Consider the following 15,421-nt stretch of genomic DNA (forward strand, 5'->3'; position numbering starts at 1 on the left):
TTTAGTAAACTTTACCAACAATGTTAGTTTGCTATTTATTGATTTTTTTATGTAACAAAAAAGGATGCCCCAAACATAGGGCACCCTTTCTGGTTTAATTCTGTGCGAGTTTGTTAACCACTTTTTGTTGTGCAGCCTTTGATTCTTCTGGATCTTCTGCTTGTTTCGCCCGTTTAATAAAGAATGCAAGAACTAAAGCAATAAGGGCAATCCCAACGGAAACTAGGAATGCATCGTTAATCCCTTCCAACATCGCCTTCATGGCAATTTCTTGCTTCATTTGTGCGATCATTTCCGCAGTCGGTTTTCCTGTAACATGCTTCATTGCAGAATCCGCCAGTTCAGTGGCATGTGTTTTCGTTCGGTTTGACATAATCGTTATTAAAAGAGCCGAACCGATCGCACCCGATACCTGCTGTAACGTGTTGTTCATCGCTGTACCATGTGGATAGTACCGTGCAGGAAGCTGATTTAATCCGTTTGTCATAACTGGCATCATAACCATTGACATCCCAAACATACGTGCTGAATATATAAGCATTAATTCCGTATAGCTGGTATCTAATGTTAATGTACTGAACATATAGCTTGTAAAGATCGTAATCGATAAACCAATTATAGCAAGAACTCTGCCGCCGAATTTATCGAATAATTTCCCTGTGATTGGGCTCATAATCCCCATTAAGATTGAACCAGGAAGCATTAATAAACCTGATTTTAATGGTGTGATGCCGAGAATCGTTTGCACATAAATCGGTAAAAGCAGCATCGCTGAAAACATCGCCATGGCAATAACGATCGAAATGACAGAGGATAAAGCAAACATCGGATATCTATAAACTTTGAAATTCAACATCGGCTTCTCAAGTTTGTTTTGACGAAGCACAAACCACACCAAGCTGATTGCACCTACAATTATGGTTGCGTACACCTGAGGGCTATCCCAGCCTTTATCACCTGCAGAACTAAATCCATAAAGCAATCCGCCAAATCCGATACTTGATAACACCAATGATAATAGGTCTAGACGGATATCTACTTTGGCTTTCTTATCTTTTAATATGAAAATGGAAACCAATAGGACAACAGCCGCGATTGGTGATACGAGGTGGAATAAAATTCTCCAGCTATTATGTTCAATTAAATAACCTGATAGAGTTGGTCCGACGGCTGGGGCAAAAATGAATACCAATCCAAAAAGACCCATCGCACCTCCCCTTTTTTCAGGCGGAAAGCTTGTTAACATAACATTCATTAATAGTGGCATCATAATTGCGGAACCTGATGCTTGAATCATCCTGGCCACTAATAATAGTGGAAAAACATGAGCAAATCCGGCAATAATCGTACCTGCCGTAAATAAGCCCATGGCTGTCAAAAATAATCCTCTTACTGAATATTTTTGTATTAAAAACGCAGTTGCTGGGATCATAACCCCATTTACCAGCATATACGCGGTTGCCAGCCATTGAACGGTCGATGCATTTACATCTAAATCCTTCATAATGGAGGGCAGTGCGACGTTTAATAATGTTTCATTTAACATGGAAATAAACGCACCGATCATCAAAATGGCAATAATGCCATAGGGCGGGCGATTAGTTGTTATCGTTGATTCCATTTGTATTCCCCCTTGTGTAAACTGATGGTACAATTTTTTGTACTATTATTCTGCATAAACAATATCATAAACCGTTAGTTCATTTTTTGCAACTAAAAAATATCAGTAATTTAACGATATTTGTCTAGGAGTCAAAAATGAGGTACAATAATTTTGTACTATCAGTCTAATCAGAAAATAAAGGTGATTTTAATGAACGATAGAAAGCAGCAAGTTATTGCAAAAGCCCATCAATTGTTTGTCGAAAAAGGTTTTCAAGCCACTTCGATTATTGATATTTTAGAATACAGCGGTATCTCAAAGGGTACCTTCTATAATTATTTTTCATCCAAAAATGAATTGTTGATTGCCATTTTTACTTCATTGGGGAAGAAAATCGATCAGGAGCGGAATCATCTCTTAATTGGACAAGATCCAGCTGATATTGAAATATTTATCGGACAGCTTGAGTTGCATATGGCTTTTAATAAGAGGAATAAACTGTTAACCCTTTTCGAAGAAGTCTTTGTCTCCAATGACCCGGCCTTAAAACAATTTTTAAAAAGGATGCAAATTATGCATCTTAGTTGGATTTATCACCGCTTTTTAGACATTTTTGAAAAAAGCAAACACCCATATCTACTAGATTGTGCAGTCATGTTCACTGGAATGCTCCATCATAATATTCATTATCATTTTTTGGCACATGAAATGGATAGCAGTTTGAAGCATGTTATCCGTTTTACAGTGGAACGAGTGGTAAAAATGGTGGATGAAGTGGAAAGTAGCGGGGATCAATTATTGGATCCAGAAATTCTTTCTAAATGGCTCCCTGAATGTAATAAAACTGGACTAGTGTTTGAGAAAAAACTTTATCATATCGTTTCCGCATTAAAAAAACATATGAATGAGGGCGCAGATCAACTTGAACATTTTGAGTTACTGGACTTTATTCAGGAGGAAGTCATCCATTCCAAGACGCCGCGAAAATTCCTTATTAAAAGTGCTCTTGCCACATTAAGAGAAATATCAGGAGATATCTGGCAGCCGGATTTACAAAAGCTTGAGGAAATTATTGAGGATTTTCTTAGTGTAAAATCAAATATTTAAACAACTAAAGTGCGAAATGGTTTCGCACTTTTTTCAATGCTCCAATTCATCTACTGGAATGACGTCGGCTATATAGGGGGAATTTTCCGAAAAGATACAATACAAATCTGTAATCTTGTCATGAAGCGTTGTGTTTCGGATTACCAAACCCTCGTATCCCTGCTTGATTAACTTTTTACGAAGATTGGCATTGGCTTCTTCTTTATTTAATAGAATGACTTGATCTTTCCAGGTAGGGTTTCTTTTTTTGGTTGCTAGATAATCACAATAGATGTCACGTTCACTCATAAATAAATCATAGGATTCGTATTCCTTTAGATTAGGTTCATCAATAAAAACTCGATAGATAAATCCACTGACTGGCTTCTCGAGTTGCACGATTTTTGGTTCACCATCATCCCAAAACTCCGTTTCTGATTTTTCGATAACGGTTTCCGTTCCGATGGCAAATGGTTTTGCAGAATGGACATCAGCAGTAAACCAAAATCCAATTGTATCGATATCGTTACTCAATTTTTGGACCACTGTTTCTTTATTAAATTGTTCAAATTTTTTTATTGATCCGTGATAGACGATCATAAGCAGCACTCCACCTATATTTTAGGCAATCATTATCGGAAAAAGTAAAAAGACCGCCTTATGACGTTGTTAAAATGGAGGGACAGATATACTGTCCCAACTGGCTTACTGATTATGATTTTGTTGTGCCTTTATCGCCATTTTTTCAAGGCCATTTTCTCCTGCAAATTCTACATCAGCCTCTGGAGCACCTTTTTTATTCTTTGAAAATTTGCTCTTTTTGTTTTTCGCCATGTCTTTTACACCATCCTACTATTGAATTAATTAAGGATGCTGTATAGGCACCCACGATTTTAGTTTGCTTTCTTTTTTGTGGGCTATGCTTCTCAGCTAACATGGAAAAACATGGGGACGGTTCCTTTGCTTCCGAGGAAGCAAGAGAACCGTCCCCATGCTTTTAGCGTCTTGGGAATCCGCGTTCATATTGTCTTGGAATATCTATTTCTTTGTGAAGTACGGTTGCAGCTTCTAATGCCCAATAAGGATTTCTTAACATGGCTCTTCCAACGGCTACAAGGTCTGCATCTTCATTTCCGATTATTGAGTTGGCCAGTCCTGGTTCATCCAATCTGCCAACTGCAATTACAGGGACATTAAGTGCTTGCTTAATCGCTCTTGCTAATGGCACTTGGTAGGCTACATGTGTGCCCGGTCTTCCCTCTGCAGCAATTGGGCCTTCTCCACCTGCGCTTACATGGAACATATCGACTCCTGCTTTTTGAAATTCTCTTGAAAATTCGATCGCTTCGTCGATTCCATAACCGCCTTCTACGTACTCTCTTCCCGAAATCCGTATAATTAATGGCATATCTTCAGGCATTTCACCTTTGATGGCCTGAATGACTTCTTTTCCAAATTTCGTTAATTCCTGTCCATACTCATCTGTCCTTTTATTCGTGAAAGCTGATGTGAATTGGTGAATTAAATATCCGTGGGCTCCGTGAAGCTCAATCACATCCACTCCTGCTTGGATGGCTCGCTGTGCAGCCAGACGGAATTTCTCTACCATTTCTTTTACTTCTTCTGTAGAAAGAGCTCTTGGCGTTTTGGATTTTTCATCAAATGGAATCGCAGATGGTGCAACGGGCTCGTTTGCATCTTGTGCTTTTCGTCCGGCATGGGCAATTTGAATACCCACTTTTGCTCCATGTTGGTGACAAGCGTCAATAATACGTTTCAATGCAGGGACGTGCTCGTCTGACCACAAGCCTAAATCATAATCTGTGATGCGTCCATCTGGTTCCACATCGGTCATTTCAATGATAATTAAGCTGGCACCGCCAATCGCACGGCTAACATAATGTACATAATGCCAATCGGTGGCAATTCCATCTTTATTGGTCACAGAGTATTGACACATCGGCGGCATAACCACGCGGTTTTTCAACTGTAGTCCTTTAATTTGGTATGGTGAAAATAAATGATCCATCCGAACACTCCCTTTATGTGATAGCATGAATTGATACAAGGTTGAGTGGTCTTACTTTCGTTAGCGTCTACCTTTTCCGCCAATTTTACCACGTTATTTTTGCATCTAAATCTGCTTAAAATTTGCAGCGCTTTTAAAATGTATGTGCATGCATATAAATTAGCATACGGCTATTTAGTCCGTCAAGCAACTTGATTCAACATAAAAAAATGGGACCAAGCAACCCATACCTTAGCGGATTCTAATCGGTCCCATCCTCTTTTAATTGATTCAGTAGCTGCTGCAGCTCGCCAAGAACCGTTTCTTTCGAAAACGCTTTTTCAAGGGTTTCTTGAAACGTAACCATTGCCTGTTTAAGCTTTTCCTCCCCTTCTACTGTTAATGAAGTAAAAATAGCTCGGCGGTCGTCTGTACAAATATGCCTTTTTAAGGCTCCACAGTCCCTTGCTTCAAAGCGGCTTACCAGTCTAGACATGGCACTCTGACTTAACCCCACCATATTCTGCAGCTGTTGCAATTTTAACTTTTTCTCAGGAGATTCTGCTAAAAATAAGAGAACGTAGAATTCATTCAACGATAATTGATGTTTCTGTTGAAGGCTGTCTTCTAATTCATTTGTAATTTTCAGTTGCAGATTGGAGAAAGATAACCAATTGGTTATTAGTTGTTTTTGTGGAGTCGATTCCATCTGTACCACCCTATTCTTGTCCAAAAGGCCCTAGAGCCTGTGTATTATTTACCTTTATACTACCAATTAATTTATTTACTAGTCAATTGTACCTTTTGCGATAGCCTTTAAAATAAATTTTTCAACATATCCAACTTATAAAACAAAATCGTATGGTATACTGTGAAAGTCCTTTTTAGTCTTGCGAAAATTTCGAAAATCGCAACAAGATAACAAGAACGGAAGGTGTTAAGTTTATGCTACATAATCCAACAGGAAGACAGCGGTTAGGATTGGCTATTCTGCTAAGTTTACTTGGAATGCTTGGACCCTTTAATATTGATATGTATTTACCAAGTTTCCCGAGTATTGGACATGATTTTGGGGCGCGTGCCTCACTTGTACAGCTAAGTTTAACTGCGTGTTTAATTGGGCTAGCGGTCGGTCAAGTCATTGTTGGACCGATCAGTGATGCTAAAGGCAGAAGAAAGCCATTATTCATTTCTATTACTTTATTTGCATTCGCTTCCCTTCTCTGTGCGATTGCTCCAAATATAATCATTTTAATCGCAGCCCGGTTTTTACAAGGTTTTACTGCCTCCGCAGGAATCGTCCTTTCCCGGGCAGTGGTACGTGATGTGTTTAGTGGTAAAGAACTTACAAAATTCTTTGCCCTTTTAATGGTGATTAATTCAACAGCTCCGATGATTGCTCCCATGACAGGCGGGGCCATCCTTCTCTTGCCATCTGCCAGCTGGCATACCATTTTCTACTTCTTATTTTTTCTAGGGATTTTTATTGTCTTAGTGGTGGCCTTGCGTCTACAAGAAACCTTACCAGAGGAAAAGAGAGTTCCGAGTTCTGTTGGTCATTCTTTACGTACAACGGGGAGTTTATGCAAGGACCGCTCGTTTATTGGCTATGCCTTAATCGTAGGATTTGTACACGGGGGCAGTTTTGCATACGTTTCGGGTACTCCTTTTGTCTATCAAGGAATCTATGATGTTTCTCCTCAAGTCTTTAGTGTTTTATTTGGGATGAATGGGCTGGCGATTATTACGGGAAGTTTTCTCATTGGGCGGTTTGCAGGGATTGTTCCTGAAAGAAGTCTGCTTCGGATCGCCGTTATGACGGCTGTAAGTGCCACATTTGTCCTTCTTATAATGACGATTATCGAAGGGCCACTAGCTACGATAGTGATCCCAATCTTTATCTACATGACCACAATCGGAATGATTTTAACAAGTTCATTTACCCTTGCAATGGAAAAACAAGGACATCGCGCTGGGAGTGCAAGTGCTGTGTTAGGCATGCTCCCTTTAGTAATAGGTGCCATTGTATCCCCTCTCGTCGGGATTAATGAGACAACGGCTGTACCTATGGGGGCTATATTGTTTACAACTTCTACTATTGGTTGTATATTCTTCTTTACCTTATCAAAAAAGAAATCAGCGCCAGTAAGAGTGGAATTACATGTAGAAGGTTAAATTTTATAAGGAAAGAGCTGATAGCTGAGCAGCTCTTTCCTGTAGATTTCTATTCTTTTAAACTCCTTTGGCTCCCACATATCGATCTTTCCAATATTTTAACGCTAACGTTTGAATTACATTTTTAAATTCGTAAAGAATCATTAAACTGCAAAAAAAAAAAAGAGGCGACTTAGGGCGTATGAAGACCCTTTTAGTCAACCTCTTATATTTTTATAGTTTCATTTTCATACAGTCATTTCAATGTCTTTACTTTCATTTTTATAAATGATTGGACGTACAAAACGAATAACTGCTAAGGAGGCAAAAACTGCTAAGCCGCCTGCCAATAAGAATGCTCCTGTAAAAGAACCAGATTTATCAACTATGTAACCCGTTAAAGCAGGTCCAATAATACCGGCAGTATTCGCTAAAAAGTGCATGAAACCGCCTACAGATCCTACACTTTTTTGCTGCACAACATCCTGGATAATTGCCCAGTAGATCGCTCCCGTTAAGTAAAGAAAGAATACCGAGAGGGCTACTAATGTAACCGCACTAACTGTTGTTGCTACAAGACCAGCTATCCCGATACAAACTGCTGATAGGAATAAACAGGATACCAGAACGACTTTACGTGAGAATAATACACCCTTTTGAGAGAACTTTTTGAAAACCCAATCTGATACAAATCCGCCTGCAGCTAGCCCGATGAACCCAAGGACCCAAGGAATGATCGTAACAACACTCATACTCTTTACATCCAAACCACGCGCTTCAACCAAGTAACTTGGAAACCAAGTTAAGAAGAAAAACAAAATATAATTGTAGGCAAAAAATGCAAATGCTGTAAATAGGACCGTTTTTTCTTTCAAATAAAAGCTTAGTGGGTAGCTCTGTTGCGGACTTTGATTTCCTTTTACAATTGTTACATTTCCTGCAGATTTTACAGGTTTTTCTTTAACAAATTTAAGCCAGCAAAATGCCCAAATAAGACCGATGAACATAATGAGGATAAACGAAATTTTCCAGTTGTAGGAAATCGCGATAAACCCAACAATTGGTCCTGAAATAGCGCCACCAAGCGGAGTTCCACTATTAGCCAAACCTATAGCAGAGGCACGCTGTTCCAACGGGAACCAGTTATTAACCATTTTACTAATGGTCGTTGAAAGTGGGCCCTCTCCCATACCAAACAAAATACGAATCACAATTAAGCTTGCAAAACCAACTGCTAGTGCAACAGCTCCACTAAATAGTGACCAGACAATCATGGCAACGAAAAGTGTCATTTTTGCACCATATTTATCAGCTGCCATTCCACCAATAAAGTTAAAAATCGCATATCCAATTGAAAAACTACTAAAAATAAGGCCCATCTGAGTAGCTGATAAAGATAAATCATGTGAAATGAAAGGAGCACCAATGGACAAGGCAGAACGATCCAAATAGTTAACAACTCCAGCTAAGAATAACAAAATGAGTACTGGTAATTTATTCTTGACAAACATTAATATACCCCCTGTTTTTGCGGACGCTTAAGATTAAGCGCTTACTTTTATTAGAAATAAATTTCTGAATCTCTTGTTTGAAATTATCGTTTTTCTTCTAAATGTCGGATGTCCTAGTAAAAGCGGAGTCTCCCTCATTTTTTTACTTTTGCCTGGTAAGACACTTCTCCTCTAAAATTTCTCCCGAACTGATGTACATTTCACACAATTACACCATTTCCTTAATTTGACTTAAGTAATCGTATACTGTTTGAGTAACAGGAACGCCATTAACCAGCCTTTCCTCTTCTCGTTGCTGCTCAGGTTCTCCTGGCACCATCACTTTACTGAACCCTTGAACTGGCGTGGTTTGATGAATTTCATCTATCATTTTATCCATATTTTCTAAGAAGGTCTCACTATCTGTAAAAACAGCTGGGTTTATCACAAACATAAAATGACCTAGCTTACGCTTTTTATTGTAATCACCATACATTGTAGCAATATGAGGACCAAAAGCTGATCCCGTTAAAAGACCTGATAATACATCAACTACCATTGCCAGACCATATCCTTTTGGACCAGCGAAAGGTAATAAAGCGTTTACCTCGTTAGGATCAGTTGTTGGTGAACCGTTTACATCAACGCCCCAATCACTAGGTATAGATGTTCCTGCCTCTCTCGCATGAAGCACTTTACCAAATGCTACGTTACTTGTTGCCATATCCAAAATAACTGGTTTATTTTTTTTGGCCGGGAAACCGTATGCAATTGGATTTGTACCAAAATAAGGTTCTGCACCCCCAAATGGGACTACGACTTTGTCAGTATGTGTCACTGCCATACCAACCAAACCTTCTTCTGCTGCTTGCTTAACAAAGTAAGATAGTGCTCCGCAATGACTGCTGTTTATAACCGCAACTGTACCAATGCCATTCTTCTTAGCAAGATTGATAGCATAATCCATTGCTTCTTTAGCGATCACATGCCCAATGCCATCATCTCCATCAAAAATAGCTGAAGATGGACCTGTATTTTTAATTGAGAATTCAGGATTGGGATTCATTCCACCTTTTAAAAGACGTTTGACATAGTGCTCCGTTCGCAATACACCATGTGAACTTACACCTCTCAAATCAGCATGAACAAGTACGTCGGCAACGATTTTCGCGTGCTCTTCTACTAATCCACCTTTAACGAGCTTATCGATTACTAATCCTTTTAATTTTTCGTGGTTTACAATTACATTTGTCATATCCATTCCTCCTCTTTTTATATAAATCTTTTTCTAAAATAAAACTTAGTCGCATATAAAACGCTTACTTTTTATTTTAATAACATGTAACATTTCACATGTTACATGTTAGATATTAAAACAATATACATAATCAGTCAATTCTTTTATGAAAAAAAATTCAAAATTTATACACTTCTCATTTTCATCGTCATTGCTTGTAAATTAATTACAAAAGAAATTGACTTCATTTATCTAATTACCCTATAATTTTATTAAAAATGTAACATTTTACATACTAGATGTTATATTTTTAATGTTACAAATTATCTTTAATAATAGGAGGGTTACTTTGGCTGCAATGATTGAAACTTCTGCTCTCGCAACACAAATTTATAAAGTACTTCGAAATGAAATTATTAGTGGGATTTTTGCACCTGGAGATAAATTAGATATAAATGAATTAGCAAATAAATATGGAGTCAGTCGATCACCCGTAAAAGAAGCGGTAAATCAACTGGTTCATGAAGGGTTAATTGAAATATTGCCAAGAAAAGGAACTTACATTACCCAATTGCGTTTCAAAGATTGTATAGAAGCTCTTGATACTCGATTTATGGTTGAAACATGGTCGGCATCACAAGCTATTAAGCATGTGTCCGATAAAGAAATAGACATTTGGAAACAAATAATGGATAAAATGGATGCACTATTAATAGTACAGCCCTTTTCGTATGAATCATACAGTAAACTAGATATGGAATTTCATCAATTATTAGTACAATGGGCTAGGAATCAAAAGGTACAACATATTTATAATTCTATTAACCCACTAATTTCACTAGCACGAGTTGGGTACAATGAAGTTTTTGAAAATAGCTTAAAAAGACACAAAGACCATCAAAATATGTTCGAAGCATTAAAAAATCAAGACCTCTCCTCCTTGGTTGATGCATTGCAACAACACAATCATTCCTTAAAAGAAGACTTAAAGTTACATTGGAATGAACAATTGTATGGACCAATTGATGAATCGATTTAATCTCAACCTTTTTGCATTTTTTTTATAAAGTAAAGGTTTGTCTTCAAAACAGGTGATTAAACCAATGAACATAATTAACTAATTCCAACTTTAACTTCAACGATTGTCCCATCTTTTACCTAACACCCTTTCCACTTGAGGTTGATTTGTGAGGTGTAAATCAAATCTATAAATCGCGGGAGGAATCTCACTACTTATCAGAAAAATTGGCCATTGAATACGCAGTAAAATATACTTAAACAATGGCTCGAAGTTTTCTTCAAGCCATTGTTTCTTATATGCTGTTTTTTGATAGTTTGCTGTTTATAAAAAGGTCCCTATTCTGACCGTTCACTTTTAAACGGTCTTATTCGGACTATCATCTGTAACTTCCTGGTTGGCCTGTTCAAATATGCCTAGTATTCGATTACATCACATTACGCAAGGTCTTCCGGGCTTATGATAGTTTATTGCCTCCCTTTATAGAAAGCCAATCGTTATTTTAATACAGGTGCTTTTCGATTATTGGTTGCTTCTTGATAGGAATATGCAAGTTTAATTAATGTTGATTCGTCAAATGCTTTTCCAAGTAGTTCCATCCCGATTGGAAGACCACTATCACTAAAACCGGCCGGCACCGATATAGCCGGGAAGCCTGAAAACGGACTTAAACGATTGGCATTTCCTGCTCCCTGACCACTTCCAACCACTGCTGGTAATGCACTAGAAGTTGGATAGATAAGCGCATCCAGTCCATATTGATTAAAGGTTGTCATTAAGCTTTCCTTGCTCAATTTCGGACGATTCGTAATGATCCTTTGATATTCCGGATCATTCTCCAAAGATACTTTATTATTTCTAGCGATTAAACCACTTTGTAAACTTGGATGAAATAATCCGCTATTGATGATATCAGTCAATGTGTGAACAGGTGCATTGGGCCCGAGTGAAGTTAGGTAATCATTCAACTGAAATTTAAATTCAAAACCACTAAGACTAGGAAACGCTAGAATTTCATTAAGATTCGGAATCGTTACCTCGTATACTTCAGTCCCTTGCTTTTTCATATCAGCAATTGCTTGGTCCATGACCTTATTGATTTGTGGATCTGTTCCGAATAAGGCTCGTACCACCCCAATCCTGGCTTTTTTCAAGCCATTCTTCTTAAGGTAATGAGTATACGTCTGTGGTACTTTTCCTATGCTGGCCTCTGTAACTGGATCAGCAGGGTCGTACCCGGCGATCGCATCCAGCACGATTGCTGCATCTTCCACCGTACGAGCAATCGGTCCGCCCACATCCTGAGAAAGTGCAAGAGGAATAATTCCATCTCTGCTGGCTAGTCCCATGGTAGGCCGAATTCCAACAAGATCATTAAACGATGAAGGAATCCGTATTGAACCTCCTGTATCTGTTCCTAAACCGACCGTAACGAAATTTGATGTAACGGCCGCTGCTGTACCGCCGCTCGAGCCGCCAGGATATCTTGTTGTATCATATGGATTATATGTTTGTCCTCCCAAAGAACTGATCGTTTCAAATCCAAACGCGAATTCATGAAGATTCGCTTTTCCAAGGATAATAGCTCCTTCTTCTCTTAATTTCTTTGTTTGATAGGCATCATCCAATGGAATTGATCCTTCAAGTGACAAGGAACCGGCTGTTGTAGGCATATCATATGTATCAAAATTGTCTTTCAAAATAACCGGGATTCCATGTAAGGCGCCACGAACTTTACCGGCTTTCCGTTCTTGATCCAACTGTTTTGCCTCTGCCAGCGCATCTTTGTTAATCGTAATAATAGAGTTAATACTATCATCGTACTCCGCGATACGATCCAAGTAGAATTGGACTAATTGTTCAGAGGTTAACTTCCCAGTCTCCATAGCCTGCTCCAATTCTGAGATCGTCGCATCCTCAATCTTAACGGATAAAACACTTTTCGCGACAGGACTGGCATGGGTCGCAGCGGCCTGTGCCGTGGAACCTACTGGCACTGCAAGCAAACTTCCTGCTAATACAAAACTAGTTACAAACGAAATAGATTTCTTACGCCACTTCCCCATTCTGATTCTCCCCTTATTCTAAGATTCTATGAATATAGCAATCTTATTTTTAATTGTCCTAAAATACGGGAGATTTTCTAACAAAGAAAATGCAAATGTTTGGTAAGTCTACTACCCAAAAAATACCCTATATGAAGTCAACGAGAATTGGAAAATCCATACATATCCCATTATGCTGGGGTTATACTAATAAAAAGTGTTTGACAGGTGGTCCCGAATGAATCAAAAACTAATCCAAGCCTCACATATTTATATCTTACTAATTCTTTTTTCAGGGTTTATGGTTCATGTCTTAAGCCTCCCAATTTTGTTATCAACGGCTAAAAGAGATGCTTGGCTTAGCGCTCTTGCTAGTGGTGTTCCTATTACGCTCTGGTTGTTGTTCATTTTCTATATTTATAAAAAAACAAACCCATATGACCTTCTCTCATTTCTAAATCATGCTTATAGCAAATGGGTCTCGATTATTTTTTCAATCATGTTTTGTGCTCATTTCTTTGTTATCGCATTAATTACTCTTAAATTTACGATTTATTGGGCGAATGCCAACTATACCTTTGATGTTCCGAATTATGTGGTTGTTTCATTGTTTGCCTTGATTTGCTATTATTCATCCGCTAAAGGGCTTAGCACCATCTGTACCATGGCTATGCTGATCCTGCCCTTTGTTGTCTTATTTGGTTTATTAGTTGGGGTGGGAAATATACCGAATAAGGATTACGAACAATTGTTTCCTATTTTTGAAAATGGCTATTTCGATTTTTTTAAAGGATTAGGATATGCATGTTCCGGTTTAGTTGAAGTATCCTTTATCTTATTTTTAACCTCAAACCTTAAAGGTAAGTTAAAAATGAAATGGCTCATATTAACGGGGATCATACTTGCAGGATTATCTTTTGGACCTTTAGCGGGTGCGATTGCCGAATTTGGCTCAGTAGAAGCGGAAAAAATGAGGAATCCGGCTTATGAAGAGTGGAGATTGCTTACAATTGGAATGCATGTCACTCGCCTTGATTTTCTTTCTATTTTCCAGTGGCTGTCAGGTGCCTTTGTCAGAATCAGTTTATCTTTATTTATCGCTGCAAAGGGCTTTTCGTTGAATACGGAACATAAATGGGTCCTTCCAATGCTTTATGTTTTATTAATTATTGCAGCTAGCATTCATTGGGATTCCGTCTCATTTATTTATTTTTTGAAAAACTTTTACTTTCCCATTAACCTAATCTTTCAGATTTGCCTACTGCTGCTGGTTTTCCTACTCATCAAGTTAAAAGGTGTGAGCCATGAAAAATAATCAGTCTTCAAAACAAACCATAGACATTGTCCAAGTAAAAAGTTGGTTTGAAGGTTCTTCTGATATTACAGTCAAACAAAGAAACTATAAAGAGAAGAATGCCACTTGCTCATTAGAATTCTTCTTTTGTCCCAATTTAGTGGATATAAAATCCTTGAACGAAATCATTTTTCCTCAAATTAATATGGTGATAGAAAAGCATGGTTCTTTCACCATTGAGCTTTTAAGCAAGATTATGGAGGTAAGCCAGCTTAAAGAAGGTAAAAACATCAAAGCTGAATTGGAAAAGAAACTGTTTTCAGGAGAACTACTTATTTATTGCTATGATGTGAATGATTTCTTATCGATCCCTATCTCCAACGCTCCAAAGAGAAGTCCAGAAGAATCCACTTTAGAGACTTCCGTCCGAGGACCGAGAGATGGATTTGTTGAAAATGTATCGGATAACATGGCATTAATCCGGCAGAGATTAAAAACCTCTTCTTTAAAAAGTATTGAATATACACTAGGTGAGCGTAGCCAAACCAAAGTATTGTTGCTTTATATCGATGACATTATCAACCCTTCCCTTCTAGATGAAGTAAAAAAACGTTTAGAATCCATCAAGATTGATATTATTGTCAGCAGCTACGAGCTGGAAGAGCATCTTTATGATAATCTCTATTCTATTTTTCCATTAATGGACCATATCGGGAGACCAGACTTTGTTGTTCAATCTTTAAACCAAGGGAGGTTTGTCATTGTCGTAGATGGAAATCCTTCTGTTATTATAGGTCCAACTAATTTCAACCAAGTTCTATTCTCACCCGAAGACGTACACCAAAGTTTTTATTATATAAGTTTTATTCGAATCCAACGGATCATTGGTGTTTTTACTACCGTTTTTTTACCAGGCTTTTACATTGCCTTAATTACGTTTCAATTAGATCAGGTACCCTACTCACTATTGGCAACCATTGCCATCACGCGAATCGGGCTGCCTTTAACAGCACCTGCAGAGGCTATGATCATGTTGATTTTATTTGAATTATTTAAAGAAGCTGGTGTACGGCTTCCGAAAGCGGTTGGCCAGACGGTGGCTGTTCTTGGCGGGTTATTTATCGGTGACGCTGCCATCCGTGCCGGGTTAACCTCTCCCTCTATGTTAGTGGTTGTTGCTATCACCGTGATCTCTGGTTATACATTGATTAACCAAAACATTGGCGGTAATATTGCCCTGCTTCGTATGATTGTTTTACTATTTTCATCCTTTTTAGGATTATTTGGTTTCTTTATTGCTTTCTTTCTGTTATTAACCCATGTCGTCTCATTGGAAAGTTTTGGACAGCCTTATATCTCTTATTTATCCAATCCAAATAGATTCGACATTCTTAAAAACTTCTTAAAGCTTCCATTTCCATTTCTCAAGAAACGGAACAAAGCCTATCGTCCTATCGATCCCGATAGTCAAAAGGAGTAATTAATG

At 38.1% G+C, this 15,421-nt stretch carries 13 protein-coding genes; 5 read left to right on the forward strand and 8 right to left on the reverse strand.

What is annotated here, in order from left to right; all coding sequences use genetic code 11:
- Positions 1-94: 94 nt before the first annotated feature.
- On the reverse strand, positions 95-1,621 hold the full coding sequence (locus tag COD92_RS16975) for a DHA2 family efflux MFS transporter permease subunit (protein ID WP_098527599.1): 1,527 nt from the start codon (positions 1,619-1,621) through the stop codon (positions 95-97).
- A 192-nt stretch (positions 1,622-1,813) separates the two neighbouring features.
- Here COD92_RS16975 and COD92_RS16980 point away from each other — a divergent pair, with 192 nt between their 5' ends.
- Positions 1,814-2,710, forward strand: coding sequence for a TetR/AcrR family transcriptional regulator (locus tag COD92_RS16980; protein WP_098527598.1), 897 nt, complete (start codon positions 1,814-1,816; stop codon positions 2,708-2,710).
- A gap of 33 nt (positions 2,711-2,743) precedes the next feature.
- On the opposite strand, the gene COD92_RS16985 is transcribed toward COD92_RS16980, so the two are convergent.
- The 4 genes from COD92_RS16985 to COD92_RS16995 form a co-directional block, all read right to left on the reverse strand.
- Positions 2,744-3,289 carry a hypothetical protein gene (locus COD92_RS16985; protein WP_098527597.1) on the reverse strand — a complete coding sequence of 182 codons (546 nt, stop codon included), beginning with the start codon at positions 3,287-3,289 and terminating at the stop codon, positions 2,744-2,746.
- Positions 3,290-3,394: 105 nt separating this feature from the next.
- Positions 3,395-3,523, reverse strand: a complete 129-nt coding sequence (locus COD92_RS32885; RefSeq protein WP_255286518.1) for a hypothetical protein — start codon at positions 3,521-3,523, stop codon at positions 3,395-3,397.
- Positions 3,524-3,686: 163 nt separating this feature from the next.
- Entirely contained in the window at positions 3,687-4,718 is a 1,032-nt protein-coding gene (locus COD92_RS16990) for an NADH:flavin oxidoreductase/NADH oxidase (protein ID WP_098527596.1), read from the reverse strand.
- Between the two features lie 241 nt (positions 4,719-4,959).
- Positions 4,960-5,406 (reverse strand): MarR family winged helix-turn-helix transcriptional regulator, encoded by a 447-nt coding sequence (locus COD92_RS16995; protein ID WP_098527595.1) that lies wholly within the window; start codon positions 5,404-5,406, stop codon positions 4,960-4,962.
- Positions 5,407-5,642: 236 nt separating this feature from the next.
- On the opposite strand from COD92_RS16995, the gene COD92_RS17000 reads away from it, so the two are divergent.
- Positions 5,643-6,872, forward strand: a complete 1,230-nt coding sequence (locus tag COD92_RS17000) for a Bcr/CflA family efflux MFS transporter (protein ID WP_098527594.1) — start codon at positions 5,643-5,645, stop codon at positions 6,870-6,872.
- 227 nt (positions 6,873-7,099) lie between these two features.
- Here COD92_RS17000 and COD92_RS17005 read toward each other — a convergent pair whose 3' ends face one another.
- Both COD92_RS17005 and allD read right to left on the reverse strand, forming a co-directional pair.
- Complete coding sequence (locus tag COD92_RS17005; protein WP_098527593.1) at positions 7,100-8,362, reverse strand: MFS transporter; 1,263 nt, start codon at positions 8,360-8,362, stop codon at positions 7,100-7,102.
- A 208-nt stretch (positions 8,363-8,570) separates the two neighbouring features.
- Positions 8,571-9,596: an ureidoglycolate dehydrogenase gene (gene allD / locus COD92_RS17010; protein ID WP_098527592.1), complete on the reverse strand. Its 1,026-nt coding sequence runs from the start codon at positions 9,594-9,596 to the stop codon at positions 8,571-8,573.
- Between the two features lie 340 nt (positions 9,597-9,936).
- Between allD and COD92_RS17015 the strand changes: the two genes are divergently transcribed.
- Complete coding sequence (locus COD92_RS17015) at positions 9,937-10,617, forward strand: GntR family transcriptional regulator (RefSeq protein ID WP_255286523.1); 681 nt, start codon at positions 9,937-9,939, stop codon at positions 10,615-10,617.
- Between the two features lie 476 nt (positions 10,618-11,093).
- Here the strand turns inward: COD92_RS17015 and COD92_RS17020 are convergent, their stop codons facing one another.
- Complete coding sequence (locus tag COD92_RS17020; RefSeq protein ID WP_098527590.1) at positions 11,094-12,662, reverse strand: amidase family protein; 1,569 nt, start codon at positions 12,660-12,662, stop codon at positions 11,094-11,096.
- 217 nt (positions 12,663-12,879) lie between these two features.
- Between COD92_RS17020 and COD92_RS17025 the strand changes: the two genes are divergently transcribed.
- Together COD92_RS17025 and COD92_RS17030 are read left to right on the forward strand one after the other, a co-directional pair.
- Positions 12,880-13,956, forward strand: a complete 1,077-nt coding sequence (locus COD92_RS17025; protein WP_098527589.1) for a GerAB/ArcD/ProY family transporter — start codon at positions 12,880-12,882, stop codon at positions 13,954-13,956.
- Positions 13,946-15,415 carry a spore germination protein gene (locus COD92_RS17030; RefSeq protein ID WP_098527588.1) on the forward strand — a complete coding sequence of 490 codons (1,470 nt, stop codon included), beginning with the start codon at positions 13,946-13,948 and terminating at the stop codon, positions 15,413-15,415. Before COD92_RS17025 ends, COD92_RS17030 begins: the two co-directional genes overlap by 11 nt.
- Positions 15,416-15,421 lie beyond the last annotated feature (6 nt).

This window comes from Bacillus sp. AFS037270 (assembly GCF_002585305.1).

Bases quoted from the DNA above. Each gene is read 5' to 3' on its own strand.
- COD92_RS16975 (WP_098527599.1), bottom strand. From the start codon at position 1,621: ATGGAATCAACGATAACAACTAATCGCCCGCCCTATGGCATTATTGCC.
- COD92_RS16980 (WP_098527598.1), top strand. From the start codon at position 1,814: ATGAACGATAGAAAGCAGCAAGTTATTGCAAAAGCCCATCAATTGTTT.
- COD92_RS16985 (WP_098527597.1), bottom strand. From the start codon at position 3,289: ATGATCGTCTATCACGGATCAATAAAAAAATTTGAACAATTTAATAAA.
- COD92_RS32885 (WP_255286518.1), bottom strand. From the start codon at position 3,523: ATGGCGAAAAACAAAAAGAGCAAATTTTCAAAGAATAAAAAAGGTGCT.
- COD92_RS16990 (WP_098527596.1), bottom strand. From the start codon at position 4,718: ATGGATCATTTATTTTCACCATACCAAATTAAAGGACTACAGTTGAAA.
- COD92_RS16995 (WP_098527595.1), bottom strand. From the start codon at position 5,406: ATGGAATCGACTCCACAAAAACAACTAATAACCAATTGGTTATCTTTC.
- COD92_RS17000 (WP_098527594.1), top strand. From the start codon at position 5,643: ATGCTACATAATCCAACAGGAAGACAGCGGTTAGGATTGGCTATTCTG.
- COD92_RS17005 (WP_098527593.1), bottom strand. From the start codon at position 8,362: ATGTTTGTCAAGAATAAATTACCAGTACTCATTTTGTTATTCTTAGCT.
- allD (WP_098527592.1), bottom strand. From the start codon at position 9,596: ATGACAAATGTAATTGTAAACCACGAAAAATTAAAAGGATTAGTAATC.
- COD92_RS17015 (WP_255286523.1), top strand. From the start codon at position 9,937: ATGATTGAAACTTCTGCTCTCGCAACACAAATTTATAAAGTACTTCGA.
- COD92_RS17020 (WP_098527590.1), bottom strand. From the start codon at position 12,662: ATGGGGAAGTGGCGTAAGAAATCTATTTCGTTTGTAACTAGTTTTGTA.
- COD92_RS17025 (WP_098527589.1), top strand. From the start codon at position 12,880: ATGAATCAAAAACTAATCCAAGCCTCACATATTTATATCTTACTAATT.
- COD92_RS17030 (WP_098527588.1), top strand. From the start codon at position 13,946: ATGAAAAATAATCAGTCTTCAAAACAAACCATAGACATTGTCCAAGTA.